The organism is Rhizobium sp. 05N49, from assembly GCF_056396805.1.
Map to the genome: position 1 here is coordinate 555,734 of NZ_JBFTME010000002.1, position 17,640 is coordinate 573,373.

The 17,640-nt window shown below is 59.3% G+C and carries 16 protein-coding genes; 7 read left to right on the top strand and 9 right to left on the bottom strand.

Translation table 11 applies throughout. The features are described 5' to 3' along the window. Positions 1–23: 23 nt before the first annotated feature. From ligD to AC1DF8_RS06995, 4 genes are read right to left on the bottom strand one after another with little or no spacing between them, the layout of a single operon-like run. Complete coding sequence (gene ligD, locus AC1DF8_RS06980; protein ID WP_477995435.1) at positions 24–2,546, bottom strand: DNA ligase D; 2,523 nt, start codon at positions 2,544–2,546, stop codon at positions 24–26. A gap of 2 nt (positions 2,547–2,548) precedes the next feature. Next, positions 2,549–3,403, bottom strand: a complete 855-nt coding sequence (gene ku / locus AC1DF8_RS06985; protein WP_112541560.1) for a non-homologous end joining protein Ku — start codon at positions 3,401–3,403, stop codon at positions 2,549–2,551. A 12-nt stretch (positions 3,404–3,415) separates the two neighbouring features. Beyond that, positions 3,416–3,649: a DUF2188 domain-containing protein gene (locus tag AC1DF8_RS06990; protein WP_018113919.1), complete on the bottom strand. Its 234-nt coding sequence runs from the start codon at positions 3,647–3,649 to the stop codon at positions 3,416–3,418. 32 nt (positions 3,650–3,681) lie between these two features. Then, a complete protein-coding gene (locus tag AC1DF8_RS06995) occupies positions 3,682–3,945 on the bottom strand; it encodes a hypothetical protein (RefSeq protein WP_112969871.1) in 264 nt (87 codons plus the stop codon). Between the two features lie 156 nt (positions 3,946–4,101). Here AC1DF8_RS06995 and AC1DF8_RS07000 point away from each other — a divergent pair, with 156 nt between their 5' ends. The 4 genes from AC1DF8_RS07000 to AC1DF8_RS07015 all read left to right on the top strand — a co-directional run bounded on the left by AC1DF8_RS07000 (position 4,102) and on the right by AC1DF8_RS07015 (position 8,850). Further along, positions 4,102–4,530, top strand: a complete 429-nt coding sequence (locus AC1DF8_RS07000; RefSeq protein ID WP_477995438.1) for an OsmC family protein — start codon at positions 4,102–4,104, stop codon at positions 4,528–4,530. 96 nt (positions 4,531–4,626) lie between these two features. Then, positions 4,627–6,078 (top strand): FAD/NAD(P)-binding protein, encoded by a 1,452-nt coding sequence (locus AC1DF8_RS07005; protein ID WP_113203557.1) that lies wholly within the window; start codon positions 4,627–4,629, stop codon positions 6,076–6,078. A 116-nt stretch (positions 6,079–6,194) separates the two neighbouring features. Beyond that, positions 6,195–7,088, top strand: a complete 894-nt coding sequence (locus AC1DF8_RS07010) for a DMT family transporter (protein WP_183880727.1) — start codon at positions 6,195–6,197, stop codon at positions 7,086–7,088. A gap of 64 nt (positions 7,089–7,152) precedes the next feature. Next, entirely contained in the window at positions 7,153–8,850 is a 1,698-nt protein-coding gene (locus AC1DF8_RS07015) for a hypothetical protein (protein ID WP_477995440.1), read from the top strand. A gap of 1 nt (position 8,851) precedes the next feature. Here the strand turns inward: AC1DF8_RS07015 and AC1DF8_RS07020 are convergent, their stop codons facing one another. The 4 genes from AC1DF8_RS07020 to AC1DF8_RS07035 are packed head-to-tail and all read right to left on the bottom strand — an operon-like array spanning position 8,852 to position 14,613. Continuing rightward, complete coding sequence (locus tag AC1DF8_RS07020; RefSeq protein ID WP_477995441.1) at positions 8,852–10,492, bottom strand: VOC family protein; 1,641 nt, start codon at positions 10,490–10,492, stop codon at positions 8,852–8,854. Positions 10,493–10,514: 22 nt separating this feature from the next. Continuing rightward, positions 10,515–12,110, bottom strand: a complete 1,596-nt coding sequence (locus tag AC1DF8_RS07025; RefSeq protein ID WP_477995442.1) for a response regulator — start codon at positions 12,108–12,110, stop codon at positions 10,515–10,517. Between the two features lie 3 nt (positions 12,111–12,113). Further along, positions 12,114–12,539: a response regulator gene (locus AC1DF8_RS07030; protein ID WP_112541556.1), complete on the bottom strand. Its 426-nt coding sequence runs from the start codon at positions 12,537–12,539 to the stop codon at positions 12,114–12,116. Beyond that, positions 12,526–14,613, bottom strand: a complete 2,088-nt coding sequence (locus AC1DF8_RS07035) for a sensor histidine kinase (RefSeq protein ID WP_477995499.1) — start codon at positions 14,611–14,613, stop codon at positions 12,526–12,528. Before AC1DF8_RS07035 ends, AC1DF8_RS07030 begins: the two co-directional genes overlap by 14 nt. Positions 14,614–14,871: 258 nt before the next feature. On the opposite strand from AC1DF8_RS07035, the gene AC1DF8_RS07040 reads away from it, so the two are divergent. The 3 genes from AC1DF8_RS07040 (at position 14,872) to AC1DF8_RS07050 (ending at position 16,873) form a co-directional block, all read left to right on the top strand. After that, positions 14,872–15,243 (top strand): response regulator, encoded by a 372-nt coding sequence (locus AC1DF8_RS07040; RefSeq protein ID WP_113146979.1) that lies wholly within the window; start codon positions 14,872–14,874, stop codon positions 15,241–15,243. Positions 15,244–15,700: 457 nt separating this feature from the next. Further along, the gene (locus AC1DF8_RS07045) at positions 15,701–16,405 is read left to right on the top strand and encodes a LuxR C-terminal-related transcriptional regulator (protein ID WP_112541554.1); all 705 of its coding nucleotides are present in this window, start codon (positions 15,701–15,703) and stop codon (positions 16,403–16,405) included. Between the two features lie 30 nt (positions 16,406–16,435). After that, positions 16,436–16,873, top strand: a complete 438-nt coding sequence (locus AC1DF8_RS07050; RefSeq protein ID WP_477995445.1) for a response regulator — start codon at positions 16,436–16,438, stop codon at positions 16,871–16,873. A gap of 10 nt (positions 16,874–16,883) precedes the next feature. Here the strand turns inward: AC1DF8_RS07050 and AC1DF8_RS07055 are convergent, their stop codons facing one another. After that, positions 16,884–17,600 carry a sensor histidine kinase gene (locus AC1DF8_RS07055; protein ID WP_113116616.1) on the bottom strand — a complete coding sequence of 239 codons (717 nt, stop codon included), beginning with the start codon at positions 17,598–17,600 and terminating at the stop codon, positions 16,884–16,886. Between the last annotated feature and the right edge of the window lie 40 nt (positions 17,601–17,640).

Here is a 17,640-nt window from a genome sequence, read left to right on the forward strand (position 1 = left end):
TCGGTCTATGCATCGGCTCGCGCCTATCTTTTCCGCTTCTGCAATGGCTTGGCAGCCGCAAAGAACCCGTCCCAGGGATCCTTGTTAAGCGCATCGAGCCGCGCCGGCGTATTGTCGACGGTAAAATAGGCGGGGCCCATTTCGGTGGTCAGCTCACTCCACTCCAGCGGCATGGAGACGGCGGCACCCGGCCGGGCACGCGTGGAATAGGCGGCAACGGCGGTGTTGCCGCGGCCGTTCCGGAGATAGTCGATGAAGATCTTGCCGCTGCGCTTCGCCTTTGTTGCGGTCGCAAGGTAGCGGTCGGGATCATCTTTCGACATGCTGTCCGCCAGCCATTTGGCAAACCCCTTCACGTCCACCCAGCTGGCCTTCGGCTCAAGCGGCGCCACGACATGCAGGCCCTTGCCGCCGGAAGTCTTGACGAAAGCTGCAAGGCCTTCGCCTTCGATGCGCTCCTTCAGTTCGTAAGCGGCCGCTATCACATTTTCCCATGGCACGTCCTCGCCGGGGTCGAGATCCATGGTGATCATGTCCGGCTTTTCCCAGTTGTCCGTCGTCGTGCCCCACGGATGGATTTCCAACACCGCCGATTGCACCAGTGCCACGACGCCATCGTAATCGCCAATACGCAGCAGCTTCTCGCCACCCTTGTCCTTGGGGTCGGTAATCTGCTCGATATGATCATTCATGCCCTTCCAGGCATGTTTCTGGAAAAAGCGCTGATGGCCGGAAATCCCATCGGGCAGACGCAGGAGCGCTAGCGGTCGATTGACGACATAGGGCGCCATGAAACGCCAGACCTGCGCATAATAATTGGCAAGGCCCTCCTTGGTGACACCCTCATCAGGCCAATAGATACGGTCGGGATGGGTGAGCTGCACGGCCGATGTTGGCAGGTTTTTTGCGGTCGTCTTTTCCATCTCGCGCACAACATCCTTTGCCTGCTTGTCCTCCCGCAATCCCCGGAAGGCTGCGTGGCGCAGGTTACCATCGGCCGACCATGCGCGGAACTCCACTTCGGCAACAAGCTGCGGCTTGACGTAGTGCAGGCCGCGCCGCTCCTCCGCGGTCAGCTTGTCGTCGAAGGAATTCTGTTTCATCTCCATGGCCGACAGCCGCTCGTAAAGCATCTGTGCCGTCGTGACCGTATAGCCGGTGCCGACGCGGCCGACATGTTTCAGTGCGCCGTCCTCGTAATAGCCCATGGCGAGCGAGCCGATGGCATTTTTCATCGCGGTCGAGGGCACGTAGCCGCCGATGACGAATTCCTGCCGTTGTGAGCATTTCGATTTGATCCATTCGCCGTTGCGACCGGAGACATATTTGCTGTCGCGCTGCTTGGATACGACACCTTCGAGGCTGAGCCGGCAGGCGTGATTCAGCACCAGCCCGCCATCCTCGTTGAAATGCGCACTGTAGCGCAGTTTGCCGCTATCATCGGGCAGCAGGCTTTCGAGCAAATGTTTGCGTTCGAGGAGGCTTACGTTCAGCAGGCTGTAGCCATCGATATAAAGCAGATCGAAAGCATAAAAGACGAAGCGATCATAACGGCCTTCGCTGAGGTCGTGCTGCAGTGCGGAGAAATCCGATGCGCCGGTATCACGCTCGACCACGAGCTCGCCGTCGAGAACAGCCGTTTCCACCGCAACGGAGCCAAAGGCATCGACAATGTCCCTGCCGAATTTTTCCGTCCAGTCCAGCCCGCTGCGTGTCAACATCGTCACACGTCCGTGCTCGATCTTAACCTGCAGCCGATAGCCATCGAACTTGATCTCATGAATCCAACCCTCGTCGGTCGGCGGCTTCGGTTTGAGTTTGGCAAGCTCCGGCTCGGTAAAGCCGGGCATGACAGTCTTTTTCGCTCCCTTCGGCCAATCCCGCTTCTGCGCGACAGCAGGCTTGGCCTTTCTGGCCGGCGCCCTCGCTTTTGCGGCAACAGCCTTGCCGCCCTCCGGTCTGGAGTGCCAGGTTGCGTCTGGATTTTCGGCCACCTCTTCGAGTTGCCGACCGGTTTTGGCGGATTCGGGGCGCTCTTCAAGGATATCGGGTCCGCCCTCATGCCGGGCTTCTTCATCGTCGCCTTTAATGAGCAGCCAGTTCTCACGTTTCTCGCCGGGTTTTCCATGCATGCGCACCAGGTGCCAGCGGCCCTTCAGCTTCTCCCCGTCGAGTTCGAATTCCATGTGGCCCTTGCGATAGGCCTTGCGCGCGTCGCCAAGCGGCGTCCACGTGCCGCGATCCCAGACGATCACGGTACCGCCGCCATACTGGCCCTTCGGAATGATGCCCTCGAAATCGCCATAGGAGAGCGGATGGTCTTCGACATGAACGGCCAGGCGCTTGTCTTCGGGATTGAGGCTCGGCCCTTTGGTGACGGCCCAGCTTTTCAGTACGCCGTCCATCTCGAGCCGAAAGTCGTAATGCAGCCGTGTGGCGTCATGTTTCTGGATCACGAAGCTGTTGCCCTTCGCCTGGCCTTGTTTGCCGCGCGGCTCTGGCGTGATCTTGAAATCCCGCTTGGCCTGATAGGTTTCGAGCGCCATGATCAGCTTGCCTTCCTGCTGCTTCTATCGGCGGTCTTGCGGGCGGCGGGCTTCTTCGTCGGTGTCTTGCGGTCCATCTTCGCGCCCATTTTCGCACTTTGGCGCAATGCCTCCATGAGATCGACCACCTTGCGCTCGGGCTCGCGCTTGCGTTTCGGCGGCGCACGGCCTTCGATCTTGGCTTTCACCAGCTCGACGAGTGCTGCCTCGTAGCGGTCGTGATATTGGCTCGGGTCGAAGCTGCCCTGCTTGGTGGCAATGATGTGCCCCGCAAGCTCCAGCATCTCCTTGTCGAACTTGATATCGGGAATGTCCTTGAAGACGGAGCTTGCCGAGCGCACCTCATAGTCGAAGTTCAGCATGGTCGCGATGACATGGTCGTCCTGTACGCGGATGAGCAGTGTGCGATTGCGGCGGAAGAGCACGGCTTCGGCAAGGGCTGCCATTTTGCCGTCAAGCATGACCCTCGCAATCAGCGCCAGCGCTTCCGCATCGTGCGCGTCGACCGGCGCCAGATGGTAGGGGCGGTCGAAATAGAGTTTGTCGATCCCATCGCAGGGAATGAAGCCCTGCACATTCAGCACTTTGTCGCTTTCGGGCATGATCTCGGCAATCTCATCGCCTTCGATGAGAATGTAGTCGCCGCTCTCCATTCGGTAGCCTTTGACCTGGTTGTCCCGCTCCACCGGCTTGCCGGTTTCGCTGTCGACGAACTGCCGCTCGACGCGGTGGCCGGTCCTGCGGTTGATGATGTTGAAGGAGACGCGATCTGACGAGGAGACGGCTGTATAAAGGCCGACGGCGCAAGCAAGATCGCCGACCTTCAGATGGCCCTTCCAGCTTGCGCGTGCTGCCATCGCCCCCTCCGTTCAGAGCCTGCCGTTGCCTTTGTCGGTTTCAAGTGGCTGGAATTTCCAGCCGTTTCCATCTGGCGCTGGATAGGCGAGCAGCGCATCGCCATTGCCGATCTTCTGGCGAGCAGCGGCGTTTCTTGCGCGATCCATTGCCTGTTCAGCGGTAGCGTAGGGTTCGGACAATGTGTCGCCGAGCTTGTAAGCCCAACCATTGTCGTGGGGAACGATCTGATAGGTGATGTCGGCCATATGCTTTCCTCCTTGTCAACCGTTCTGGTCATTCATTGCCGGGACGGGCGGCTACGCCGCTCGTCAAGCGCGATGATCTTTTCGAGCGATGCGATATCCTCGCTGGTCACGACCGGAACCGGATCGCCGGCAATCGCCTCCAGTACTTCCTTGGATACTGCACCGTTGCGGATTGCCCATTCCAACGTCTCGCGTGTTTCCCGCTCAGCCTTGAGTTGGGCGTAGAGCGCAACGATCAGCCGGTCGCGAGCATCCATAGTTTTGTGCTTGCGGTCGATGTGGCGAGCATTAGGCATGGAGAAACCGTGCCTCTTCATGAGGTTACTTTGGAAAAAAACTGCTGAGAAGTAGAAAAGTTCCGTTCCGCAGCGCTGAGTGAAAATCAAATCACCGCATTGCGGCTCTGGACCGGAACCACTATCTGAAAGCTATATTCGATAGAGGATTTCAAAATGGCCGATCTCAAGGCTCGTCCCCGTCCCACCGGTGCAAAGGCTGTTCTCGGCCGTGTCGGTTTCCCGCATGTCACCTCGGTTACCGGCGGCGAGATCGATGTCGTCACCAGCCCGTCGCAGCCGGGCTTCAATCCGCTCGATCTGCTCTATTCCTCGCTTTCGGCCTGTCTCGTGCTCAGCGCCCGTATGGCGGCAAGCCAGCTCGGCATCCTTGACAAGGTCACGGAGATCACCGCTGATGTGACCGGCGAGAAGGCTGTGGAAGGGCTGTCGCGCGTTGCGAAATTCAACATCGCTTTCTCCATCAAGGGCGATATTGACGAGGAAACGCGTCGCAAGATCGCCCATATGGCCGAAGACGAAATCTGCACGGTCAGCAACACCATCCGGGGCACGCCGGAATTTGCAACCACGATTTCCGGATGATCGCATTGCTGCAGATTTCTGCATAAAAATTATAGACAATGGGACCGAAGCATTGCGTGGCCGTCGTGCTCCACATATGCTTTGGTATCCATTGAAATGATGCCGGCTGAGATGCAGTTTCAGACAGAACTTTCGACCGAACAGAAATCCCGGCGGCCGCTTGTCGCCATTATCGGCGGCGGTGTTTCAGGAGCGGGTGTCGCCTATCATCTGTTGAAGCTTGCCGGCAACGATGTGCCCGAGATTGTGGTCTTCGAGCCGCGCCCCATGCTGGGCCGCGGTCTTGCCTATGACACTGTCGATCCGGCGCACCGCATCAATGTACCGGCCGCCAAGATGAGCCTGCAGCCGGACGACGTGGAAGAGTTCCAGCGCTGGATCGAGATGAACAATGCCGTGCGCGACGATCCCGAGGCCGCGCGCGAGAATGGCCAGCTGTTCCCGCGCCGGCGTGTCTTCGGTGATTATGTCGGCTCGCTTCTGCAACCCTTCCTGAAATCGGGTGCCATCACACATCGCCGCGCCCTGGTGACGGCCATCCGCCGCAAGGGTGATGGATGGGTGATCCTCGACGCCAAGGGTGGTCGGACGCAAGCCGATATCGTTGCCATCGCTACCAGCCATCCCCCCCCGGTTGCACCGGGCAGGCTCGCGGCTATTCTTTCAAGCCATCCTCGTTTCGTCGCCGATACCACGAAACCCGGCTCCCTGGAGATCGTGCGGCCGCAGGACAGGGTTCTCGTCATTGGCAACGGTCTGACGGCGGCAGATGTGATCGCCTCGCTTGCACGCAACGGCCATGAAGGTCCTGTCGTCGCGATTTCCCGCCGCGGCCTGCGCTCTCGCGGCCATGCTGCGGCTCCGCAGGAGCCCTTCGGCGATTTCATCGCCGATCCGGGATCCTCTGCAGTCGCATTGTTGCGCAGGATCCGGCTGACCATTCGCCAGGCGGCTGAGCAGGGCTTGAGCTGGCATGCCGTCATCGATCAGGTGCGCTCCCAGGGCCACGATCTCTGGCGTGCTCTGCCTGTCGCCGAGCGGCGGCGCATCGTCCGACATCTCAGACCATATTGGGATGTTCATCGTTTCCGCATCGCCCCGCAGGTGGAGGCTGTGCTCGATTCGGCAATCGAAGCCGGCCGGCTGGAAGTAATTGCGGCATCCGTCGCCGATGCCAAGGTCGAGGGTGAAACGATCCGTGTCACCCTGCAGCCGCGGCACGCCCGCGAAAGATTGGAACGGACGTTCGACGCCGTCGTCGTCACGACTGGTCCGGCGCATGGCGGCATCTTGCAGACACAGCCTTGGCTGGGAGAACTCGCGCGCGAAGGCTGTCTCGTCCTCGACCCGGCCGGTCTCGGGCTTGCTTGTTCCGAGCATTCCGAAGCGCTCGGAGCGGATGGTCAGGTGATCCCCACCTTGCTCATTTCCGGTCCGCTTGCACGCGGCACCTTCGGCGAATTGATGGGATTGCCGCAAATCACCGAGCATGCGGTCTTCGTCGCCCGCGAGATCGCAGAAAAGCTGAAAGCCGCGGCCGAGGGATAATCACGATCTATTTCTGATCGATCTGTCGTTCACCGACTGTCATCGAGGCGCGACTTCTGATAGTCGCTGCGTCAGTCGCGGCTTGCGAGATCAGCCGTGCAGAAAGCATCGAGATCATGTCGCAGGCCGCTTCCCCCGTTTCCGAAACTCCGTCTTCCAGCCGCCTCCCGCTCATCGCCCTCATTATCGGTGGTGCGGCGATCGGCGGATCGCCAATCTTCGTACGGCTTTCCGAGGTCGGGCCGATGGCAACGGCCTTCTGGCGTGTGGCGCTGGCACTGATCCCGATCTTCATCTTCTCGCTTCTGCGCAAGGATACCGGTCCCAAGCCGAAGAGCCTTGCCGATTACGGTATGCTGATCCTGCCGGGCGCCGTGCTGGCGCTTGATCTGTCGGCCTGGCATCTGTCGATCACCATGACCTCCGTCGCCAATGCGACACTGCTTGCAAACCTTGCCCCGGTCTTCGTCACCGCTATCGGATTTCTATTCTTGGGCGCCAAGGTTACCCGCGTCTTCGTGCTCGGTCTGGTCCTGGCATTGGCCGGCGTAATCGTGCTGAAGGGCGGGCCTGCTGCCTTTGGAAACGGCGACCTGCGGGGTGATGGGGTCGCCATGATCGCCGCCTTCTTCTACGCCTGCTACATCCTGGCAATCGGCGCGCTGCGCAGTCGTTTCGATACGATCCGCATCATGCTGTGGAGCACAGCCTCTGCCGCGGTCGGCGTCTTCCCGCTCGCGTTTTTCTTCGAAGGCCACATGCTGCCGGCAAGCCTTTACGGCTGGTCGGTGGTATCGGGCCTTGCCTTCGTCAGCCATGCGGGCGGGCAAGTGGCGATCGCCTATGCGCTTGCTTACCTGCCAGCCGCGTTCTCCTCGCTGACCCTGCTTCTCCAGCCGGTCGTGGCGGCCATTCTCGCCTGGGCGCTGCTCAACGAGTCGATCACGGCAATGCAGGCCCTGGGCGGCCTCATTGTGCTTGCCGGCATCATGATCGCCAGGCGAGGGTGACCCGCTTAAAGGAAGCTTGACCATTGGCTGCTAGACCTGTCCCCGAGTTCGGACAGGATTGGCTATGGCGAACCTTGATCACATATTTTCAGCTGAAGTCCACGGCGCGGTAAAGCAGCAGGACGTGACTGTCCGGCAGGCGTCGACGGCGCCTCTGCTCGTGTTCATGGGTTTTGTGGCCATTCTTGTCGGCCTGTTCAAATTTCCGCCACTGCTCGACTACGCGAACCATTATGCCCGGATGTGGCTGCTTGCCGGCGGCATAAGGGAAGCACTATTCCCCGAGATCTACGCGATCGAGTGGAACCGCACCTTCACCAATGTCGGCATCGATCTGCTTGCCCGTTTCATCGGTCCTTTCATCGGCGTCTCGCTGCTCGCCCGCACCCTGCTGTTCCTGGCCATTGTTCTGCCGCCGCTTGGCGCAATCGCTCTGCATCGCCGCTTGTTCGGCGGCAGCTACTATTGGCAGATCGGCATGCTGTATTTCGCCTGGTGTGCCACGCTGATCGGCGGTTTCATCAATTTCCAGATCGGCCTCGGCCTCGCGTTACTGTTTTCAACGATGGATCACCGGCTGCAGTCCGGTTCCGCGGTCAGGCTCTTCCTTTGGCGGGTGGCCGCGTCGCTGTTTCTCACCGTCGTGCATATCTTCTCGGTAGGCTTCTTCCTGGCGATCGTCTGCGGGCTGGAATTTTCCTGGCGCTTTGACATTCTCGCATCGCGCACGGCGGTGTTGCGTCTCGCCGGCAGACTTGCCGCTGCAATGGCTGCCTGCCTGTTGCCGCCGCTGGTGCTGGCACTGACCGCCGCAGAACTCCCGGGCAGTCATGCTGGCGGCATCCTGGCGGCCTGGAATAACGGGCCGGTACTGCTGATTTTCAACCTGCTGTCGGCCGTCTGGACCTATGTTGCGATCGTCGATGTCATTTTGCTCGTACCGATTCTGCTCGTCTGCAGCAGGGCGGTTGCCGCAAAGGACATGCGCGTTCATGCGGGGCTTGTGATCACCGCGGCCGGTCTTCTTGTTCTAGCCATCCTTTCACCACGGCATGCCTTCGGTACCGGCTGGATAAGCTGGCGCTTTCCCATCATGGCTGCCCTTGTCGGCATGGTGATGATCTGCCCCTTCCAAAAAGTCGGCCGGAGTCAGGCCATCGTCCTGTTCATCGCCTTGAATATCGCTGTCCTTGGCCGAACCGCCTGGATCGGTTTCAACTGGTGGCAGGGGCAGGCCGATGTTGCCAGCGTTGAGAAGGTGCTTGAAGCTGTTCCTCCCGGCGCAGCGATCTTGCCGCTGCAGCACGATCCGGCCTTTGCCGAGATAAAACTCGATCAGCGGCATTACGCATTCACCGAGGATACATTTCGGCATCTGCCGACATTGGCGGTGCCTCTGGCGCATGCTTTTGTCCCGACGCTCTTCAGCGCGCAGGGCAAGCAGCCTCTTGCCGTCCTGCCCTCCTGGTCAGACCGTTCGGTACCGGAAGGAAATCTCTTTTCAACCGGTGTTCTGTCCTGTCCGGGCCTGATGGCGGAGGCTGCCAGCTTCACGCCCTATCTCGTCGACTGGCGCAGCAAGTTTGATTTCATCATGGTCGTCAACGCCGATACCGTCGATCAGAACGTCGGCGACGTCATGCCGGCAGGTACCCGCCTTCTGCGAGACGCTGGCTTTGCGAGGCTTTACGCGATCGATCGCAAGGCGCCGGCGGCACTGGAGGCCGTGCCGGCATCATGCCCAGACAGTTTCCACTGGTAGCTTACTGGGTTTCCTGCAGATTGTTTTCCTGCAGCAGCCATTTTTGAATGATCGGCACGTCGGCATCGCCGAGATCGTGACCGCCGGGGATGACGTCGGAATCGACAGTCGCCCCCGATGTCTTCAGCCGGGTTTCCAGTTCGCTCGCATATTTGCCATAGGCATCCATCTTGCCGCTGATGACGAGCAGGTCCGTGCCCTTCAGGTCGGCATGAGGATAGGTGCTGAGCACCGGCATGGAGCGAAGGAGCACAGCCTTGTGCACCAGGTTCGGGTGCAGGTAGAGCAGCGAATTCAAAAGGTTCGCGCCGTTGGAATAGCCGACATAGACGACCTTCTTCGGATCGAGGCCGTAGGATTTGACCGCGCCTTCGATGAAGGCGGCAAAGGCTTCGGCCTCGTTCTTGATGTCGTCCTGGTCGAAGGAGAAAGGCGTGATGCGCTTATACCAGCGCGGGAAGCCTTCTTCGGTCGCACGACCGCGCACGCCGAGGAGTGTGGCGCGTGGAGCGACCTTGTTCAGGAGCGGCATCAGCGTCGTCTCATTGCCGCCGGAGCCGTGCAGCAGCACGAAGACGCTGCCGTCCGGATCCGGTGGCGTATAGAAACGATGGACGAAAGGCAGGTCGCGGTAATTGATACGCGGCTGGCCGGGCATGGAAAATTGCGGCAGCACGACCTTGAGGTCGCTGAGACTGGTAATCGAATCCTTCGGTGGGATGAAAAGCTTGCTGCCGAGGGTAGCCTTCGGCTCATCCACCAGCATGCCTGGCTGGTTGGTGGCAAGCTCTATGAGCGTGCCGCCGGGTTCACGGGCATAGAGCGAGTGGAAGTATTTGCGATCGTGCAGGTTGGTCGCCGAAGCATTTTCCTCTTCGAGCGCCGTGTGAACGGCAAGCACGGCTTCGTCGTCATCGGCGCGGAAGGCCACATGGTCGAACGTGCCGGTGCCCGGCGCGCCGCCCCAGAAGCCACGCGCATCGCGCACGTCGATGACGTCACCCGACTGCGAGACGAGACGATCGATCGTGCCGCGATTTGCCTGGAACCTGTAGCCGAAATGGCTTTCGATGAAATGGCGGCTCTCCGCCGGCTTTTCAGTCAGCATGGTCGCACCACGCACGCGCTGCACGGCATGCTCGATCGGCACCTCGCCGCCATCCCAGACGGTTGGCGATTTCAGATCCCTGGCGCCGGCGAGCTTCACGATGACATTGTCGGGATCCTTCAGCCGCAGAACCGGCTCGCCGAATTCATCTGCCGGACCTTCCGAGCGGAAGCCGAAGCGCATCGCGCGCGTCAGCCAGTAACCGATGCTGGAGGGATCGATCGCCAGCGACATTTCGCTGATCTGGCCGTAGCCGGCGCGGCCGGGCGCTCCGTCCTCCCAGACGAGGAAAGTCACGAGCGAGCCCGGAGTACCTTCGGCATCACCATAGAAGAGATGAAGCTGTGTGGCGTCCTCGAAACCGGCCGTCTGTTTGACGAGCCGCATACCAAGGAATCCGGCGTAGAAATCCACGTTCGCCTGCACCTTGCGGGTGATCAGCGTGATATGGTGTATGCCTGAAGCCATGGATGAAAGCCCGAATTGAAAAGGCGAGGCCAGGAGCGCGAGTATGAGGGTCGTTGCTAGCGTCATGCCGTTGCCAATGGCCTTCTCTCTAATTTTGTTCCGCAAAAAGTACAAGTGCGTCACCGCGCGGCAGGAGTTCCAGCGTCTCGACTTCCTCTAACGCTTCCTCGAGTTGCTGCAGTGTCGGCGGCTTGACCATGTAGGCGAGTGCGCCGAGATCCTTAGCCCGTTGCATGTCGCTTTCGTCGCTTGATGTGCTCAGCACGCAGACTGGAATCCGGTTCAGCCGTTGATCGGATGAGAGCGCATTCAGCACTTCGAAACCGTCCATGATCGGCATGTTGATGTCGAGCAGCATCAGGTCGATCTGCGGTTCGTCCGCGATACCTGCGCGTTGCTCCAGGAGCCGCATCGCCTCACGACCGTTGGTGGCCACATGCAGGTTGAAGTTCACCTTCTCGCGGCGCATCAGCTTGATCTTCAGAAGCTGGATATCGGCCGGGCTGTCTTCCACCAGCAGCACTTCGGCGAGCCTGCCGCGGCTTTCGCTCGCATGGTCGGATGCTTTTGCCGTCGGGGACTGTTTGCGAGTGATCGGCTGTCCGCCCGATGTCTCCGCGAGTGGTACTTCGAGCAGGAAGGTCGCACCTCTGCCGGTCTTCGCCTCGCACCAGATAGAGCCGCCATGCAGCTGCGCGATGCGGCGGCATATGGCAAGCCCGAGCCCCGTGCCTTCGATGCCGCGGCCGACGAGGCGCTTGAAGGGTTGGAAGATCAGCTCACGATGGTCGGGGTCGATACCCGGCCCGTTGTCACCGATCGTCAGGCGGCAGACTCCCCTGTCTGCTATGGCCGAAATGCGCACTTCCGGAACGGTATCCTCACAATAGCGGATCGCATTGGAGACGAGGTTCTGCAAAAGCTGGATCAGCAGCGTCGCGTCGCCCATCACCTCCGGCAGATGGCCGCGGATAAGGATTGCCTGCCGGCTTTCGATCTGCTGGTGCAGATTCTGCTCCACCTGATCGAGCACTGCCGACAAGGGGACGGGCTTGAGCTCGAGTTCGCTCGAAACCTCCAGCCTCGTAAAGCTCGAGACCTTGACGATCAGGTCTTCCATGTGATCGGCGGCGCTCAGTATATAATCGAGAAGCTCGCGGTCTTCGGCCGGCAATTCGGCCGAGCCATGCAGGATGCGGCTGAAGGACTTGATCGTTCGCAGCGGCTCCTTGAGATCATGCGCCATGGCGCGGGTGAAGATTTCGAGCGACTGCCGCTTCTGCTCGAGCTTTGCTTCCAGCGCGCCATGCATCATCGCATTCTGGATGCAGCGATGCAGGGTTTCGGGCGATAGCGCATCCTTGGTGAGATAGTCGCGCGCACCGCTTTTCATCACTTCAACGGCGACGGTCTCGTTACCCTGGCCGGTCAGCATGACCACATTGGCGGCGGCATCCTGGGCGAGGAGTTCCGAGAGCACGCCAAGGCCGTCGCGGCCGGGAAGCGAATAGTCGAGCAAGATGCAGTGAGGGTGCCTCTGGCCGCTGAGGGCCAGACCCTCGTCACCGGTCTCTGCCTCGATCACGGTATAATTCGTGCCGGAGACGCGTGCCAGCATGCGGCGATAGACTTCCCGGTCGTCTATGTTGTCATCGATGATGAGAACGCAGCAGTCTTCCGCCAAACGTCAGTCCTCTAAAGGCAGGATTGCGATTTCGAACCAGTATTCCTTGAGCCGCTGGATAGCGGCGAATAGTCCATCGAGATCGACTGGCTTCTGTACATAGGTGTTGGCACCGAGCGCATAGCAGCCCTCGATGTCGCGCTCGTCGTCCGATGTCGTGAGGATCACGACGGGGATCTTGCGCCAATGCGGATTGGACTTGATCGCCTCAAGGGTCTTGCGCCCGTCTAGGCCCGGCATATTGAGGTCGAGCAGGATGAGGCCGGGCTTCGGAGTCATGGTGGCGAGCACGTCGAGTGCTTCCTGACCGGAGGCGGCCCAGCGGATGGAGTTGCGCAGATTGGTGCGCTTGAAGGCGCGCATCGTCGCTTCGAAATCATCCTCGCTATCCTCGACGATGAGGATCGGTTGCGTATCACGCTGCTGCATTCTGGCCCTCGCGCTTCCTTCCCAGGGTAAAATAAAATGTAGTGCCGACGCCGATATCCGACTCCAGCCATATCTCACCATTGTGACGCCCGATGATCTTGCGCACGAAGGTGAGCCCTGCGCCGGTGCCGTCCTCGGAATCCTGCGATTTTTCAAGCCGTTTGAAAATGCGGAAAATATCCTCGTAGAATTCTTGGGGTATGCCCTTGCCGTTGTCCTTCACGTAGAAGACGTTGCGGGCTGTCGTCCCGTCCCTGCCGACATAACGTTCCAGATAGCCGACGCTGATGAGCGGCATGGGCTTGTCGTTGTATTTGACCGCATTTGTGACGAGATTGCGGAACACTTCGGTCAGGCGCGGCGCATCGCAGACGACTTCCGGCAGCAGGCCGTCGATGACGACCTTTGCATGCCGTTCCTCCAGAAAAAGCTCCATGGTGGCGGCGACGTCGCGGACGATCGAACCGATATCGGTTCTTTTGACCGCGAGCTGCTGGCGGCCGATGCGCGAGAAATAGAGAAGATCGTTGACGAGCTTTTCCATGCGCTGGCTGAGCCGAACCAGCCGGTTGAGCCGGCGCACGCCGTCATCGTCGAGCTTCTCTTCGTAGTCTTCCAGCAGGAAACGCGAGTGATTGTGCAGGCCGCGCAGCGGTTCCTTGAGATCGTGCGAGGCGATATAGGCGAACTCGTCGAGATCGTGGTTGGAACGTTCGAGATCGGCTGTGTATTCCTCAAGTTGGGCAAGCGTCGTCTTCATCCGCTCTTCCTGCCGCACACGCTCGCTGATATCGCGCACGATGCCGACGAAGGTCTTGCTCGAACCGGCGACGACGGCGCTGACCGAGAGGTCGATCGGGAAGACGACGCCGTTCCTGCGCCGGCCGGAGACCATGCGCGTCGTACCGATGATCCGTTCCTCGCCGGTGCGCCGATAGTTGCCGAGATAGGCGTCATGTTCGGAATGATAGGGTTCCGGCATCAGCATCTTGATGTTGTTGCCGATCGCTTCCTGCGATGTATAGCCGAACATGGTCTCGGCGGCCGGATTGAAGCTCATGATCCGCCCCGCCTCGTCGATGGCGATCACCGCGTCGGGCGTATTGCGCACGAGCGCGCTAAACCGGATGCGTTCGGTTTCCAGACGCTGGTTGTTGCGCATGAAATAGAAGACGAAAATGGCAATCAGCCAGAGCGTCGCTGCCGTGATCGACCGATTGGCGGCTTCGCGCCAGAATTCGTTCTCAGCATGGTTGACGGCGAAAAAGCCGAGCAGGATCAGCACAGTGCAGACGAAAGCGAAGAAGATCGGCGCGTTACGATTGCCGAACCAGAGCGCTGTCAGCACAAGCGGGACATAGAGAATGCCGCTTGCCACGCCAAGTGGCGTGTAGAGATCGACAATGAGGCCGGTAAAGCAGATCGACGCCGGTATCCAGAGGGGGATCTGTGCCCGGTTGGTTGGCAACATCCACCAGGATCTGGCGAGAAGCCCGCAACCCAAAGCCACCAGACCGATAGCTGTCGGCAGGGCCATCGCGGCATAGGGACCCCAGCGATATCCCTGTTCGGCATTGGTGATGTATCCGGCAAGCGCGATCATGCCGAGCGTGATCACGATATAGCTGGTGAGTTCCTGTACGAGCTGGCCGCGCCGCTCCTTCCCATAGAGCGCAAGGAGAATGGAAAGATTTGATATCAGGAAGATCAGCGCGGTGTTCGGCCCCATGCCGCCGCCGATCTGTTCGGCAAAGCTTGGAGAGATGAGAAATTGCGTCAGGAACACATCGACATTGTGTATCGTGCGGCCGAGCGTGATGATCTCTGTCAGGCGCACCGCGGAAAGCAGAGCGGCAAGGCCGCAAGCGATGAGGGGCACGATGCGGCCGGGCTTGCTTTTTCCCATCGAAGCGGCGAGCCCGATACCCGACAGAACGAAGCAGATGGCGGTATTGAATGCCATGGAGGGAAAGCCGGGCACGATCGAGATGATGATTTCGATCTCGAGCAGCCACCCGGCTACCACCGTCAGCCCAAGCAGGACCAGCAGGTAGCCGATGACGATCGCGACCATGCGGTAGTGACCGCTTTCCGTCCCGTCTCGTCCCGCATTGCCAGCATCCCGCACCCGCACCACCTTTCCGCCATGTCCTTGTTGGACAGCCATCTTTTCCGAAATCGACGAATACTCAATAGCCAGATTGTTGGGCAAAACATGCTTTTTCGACAACAAATCATCAAAGGTCGATATCGAATTTTAGCGAAGTGGCGTTAAAGTCTCAGTCAAGGACAGTATAGAGCCGCCGAAACAATATCCCGATTGTGGTGCCAGATGCCGATCTTGTTTTACGTCGACGATAGCAGGGATGATCTCTTCTATATCGACTATATCCGAAAGAAACAGAAGGTGGATGTTGATCTATTCTGCTTCTCCACCGCACAGGCGGCATTCGAGGCGCTCGAGGAGCGGCTGGAAAGAGGCGAAGGCGTACCGGATATACTCATCGCTGACCTCTATATGCCTCTTGACAGCGGCAGCGGGCTGATCGCGCGGCTGCGGGGGGAGGAGCGCTTTTCAGCCATGCGGCTCGGCGTTTGCAGTGGTTCTGATGCAGCGGAGGACCGGGAACGGGCGCTTGCCGCTGGTGCCGATTTCTACCTTGAGAAACCGTTGGACTTTGCCAGCATCACCGGCAATCGATGATTGCGGAAATGCGGCGGATCTGCATCCCTGAAGTGCCCGATCTGTGCGACAAAGCACAATTGACAAGCCCGGCAGCGCATTTCAAAATGCAACCCAAGAGAAGAAAATCAAAGAGCACTGAGAGAGCCGCCCGATCCATGTTCGCCGCCACGAACGTCAGCCAACCCCTTAGCTGAATGGCCCGACCGGCTCTCCCGCGCTTACTTCCGGCACTGTCTTCCGCATCCATGGATGTTGAATGCAGAGAGATTGCGATACCTAGGTAAGAGCTACTATTCGAGTAAACTGCCCTATGCATCACCTGTAGTTGAGATGTCTCCGCTTGCGATATTGAAAGTCCCCATTTCGCTATCGATCATCAACCGTCTCGCAATTTTTGTAGCTGTTCGCGTTTTAGACGTATATCCCAAGATTTCGGGATCGCCGGAATGAGAATTGGGGAGGAGGAAGAGTCGGAATGACCAGTGCTGCCGCAGTTCCCTTTCATGCGGGTCCGGAACTGAGCCGGGCGATCAATCGCACGGATTTTTTTCGCCTGCTGAAGGCGGCCGCGCAGCATTACAATTTCGACAATTTTACCCTGGCGCGTATCTCGGAGGCTGCAGCGCCTTTCGGCGAACGCGATGTCGTCATCACCAATGTCGCCGAACGGCGCATGAGCCTCTTTGTCAAGACTCTCAAGGAAGCATTGGGAACTGCCAAGGCGCGGACGGCGCAGTTCCTGACGACGCCGGTACATGGGAAAAGTGCGGCGATAGAAGGCTACCCTCCAGACTTGGTCTTCAACGAATTCAGCGGCAGTACATTTCTTTTCATCCCGCTGTTTACGCCGGAAGGACGTCGCTACAGCCTGGTGCTCAGCGGCCCGCGTCCGGAGCCGGACCAGGGCGAGGTGGCGGATATTCTGCTCGATGCCATGCGCATCTTCGACAAGCTGTATGAGGAAATCCTGACGCAGGAAATGTCCGGTCGGCTGACACAGCGCGAAACCGAAATCGTCAAATGGACGAGCGAAGGCAAGACTTCCGCGGAGATAGCCATCATCCTCGGTCTTTCCGAACACACGGTCAATTCCCATATTACGGCCGCAGTCCGGAAGCTTGATGCCGTCAACCGCGTTCATATGGTGGCGATTGCGTTGCGAAACGGTCTGGTTTCGTGAGCCGGTTTCACGTCGGGGAAAGGTGAAACGATGAGTGCGGAAGCAACGCGCAGGAATGCGGTGAAGGTATTGTTCGTCGATGACGAGTTCATCGAGTTCCGTTCGCTCAAAAAGAAGATCGCAGACCTCTCCGAACCGCCCGTCGACGTCGAATATTCTCAATCGATCGGTGATGCGCTGGACAAGATAAGGACTGCTCGCTTCGATCTCGTCCTTCTCGACAACCGCCTGCTGCCAAACGCTGATTTTCGCGAGACGGTGCCTGAACTCCGGGGTATTGGCTATACCGGCCCGATTGGCGTCATCTCGACCGACATATCAGGCAATTATTTCCAGGAATTTCCCGATTACGGTGTCGATTTCCGTATCGGCAAAGACGAGATCGACGTCCAGACGCTGCAGCACATCATCCGCGAATACGTGACATATGATGTCCCGGATTTCTGGAAGGATGATTACAGCATCTGACGAGGAAGCTCTATGCGGGCAGGCGGATCGCAAAGCGGCTGCCGCTCTCGTCGGAATGGTCGAGCCTGATGTCGCCGCCGAAGGCGGCGAGCAGGTCGCGCGTGGTCGTGAGGCCAAGCCCCGGGCCGGGCACGCTGCCTGCTTTCGGCAGCTTCCAGAAGGCATCGAAGATCTTCTCCCGATAGGCAGGCTCGATGCCGCAGCCGTTGTCGGTGACGATGATGCGCCAGTCAGCAGCTTCTCGTGCGGCCGTCACGATCACATGCGGCGCGGCGGCGCCGTGGTATGTCAGCGCATTGGAGAAGAGGTGTCTCAAAACAATAGTCAGAACTGCCGCATCGCTGCGGATGAGGGGCAGATTGTCGGCATCGAGTGCGGCGCCGCTCACGGGAAATTCCTCCACCGATTGCTTCCAGGCCTCCTGCGCAACATCGGTGAGGCGCACGTCGCTGATGGTGATCTGGGGTGTCGTTCCTGCAAGGCTGATCAATGCCTTGGTAAGCCGCTGTGCCGTCTGGGCCTTGTCCATGATCGTTCTCAAGCTCTGCAGCTGTTCGCTGTCGAGCGTCGGTTCAAGATCGTCGAGCAGCATTTCCGCATACATGGCGATATGGCGAAGCGGTGATTGCAGGTCGTGCGAAGCGGTCGCGAGGAAACGTTTGATACGCTCCTCCTGATTATCAGTGGAACCGGTTTCCGGCTTTTTCGCCGTCGGGTTGGAAGACATGTGGCGGTGCTCCCGATCTCTTTGAACCGAACATAGAAAG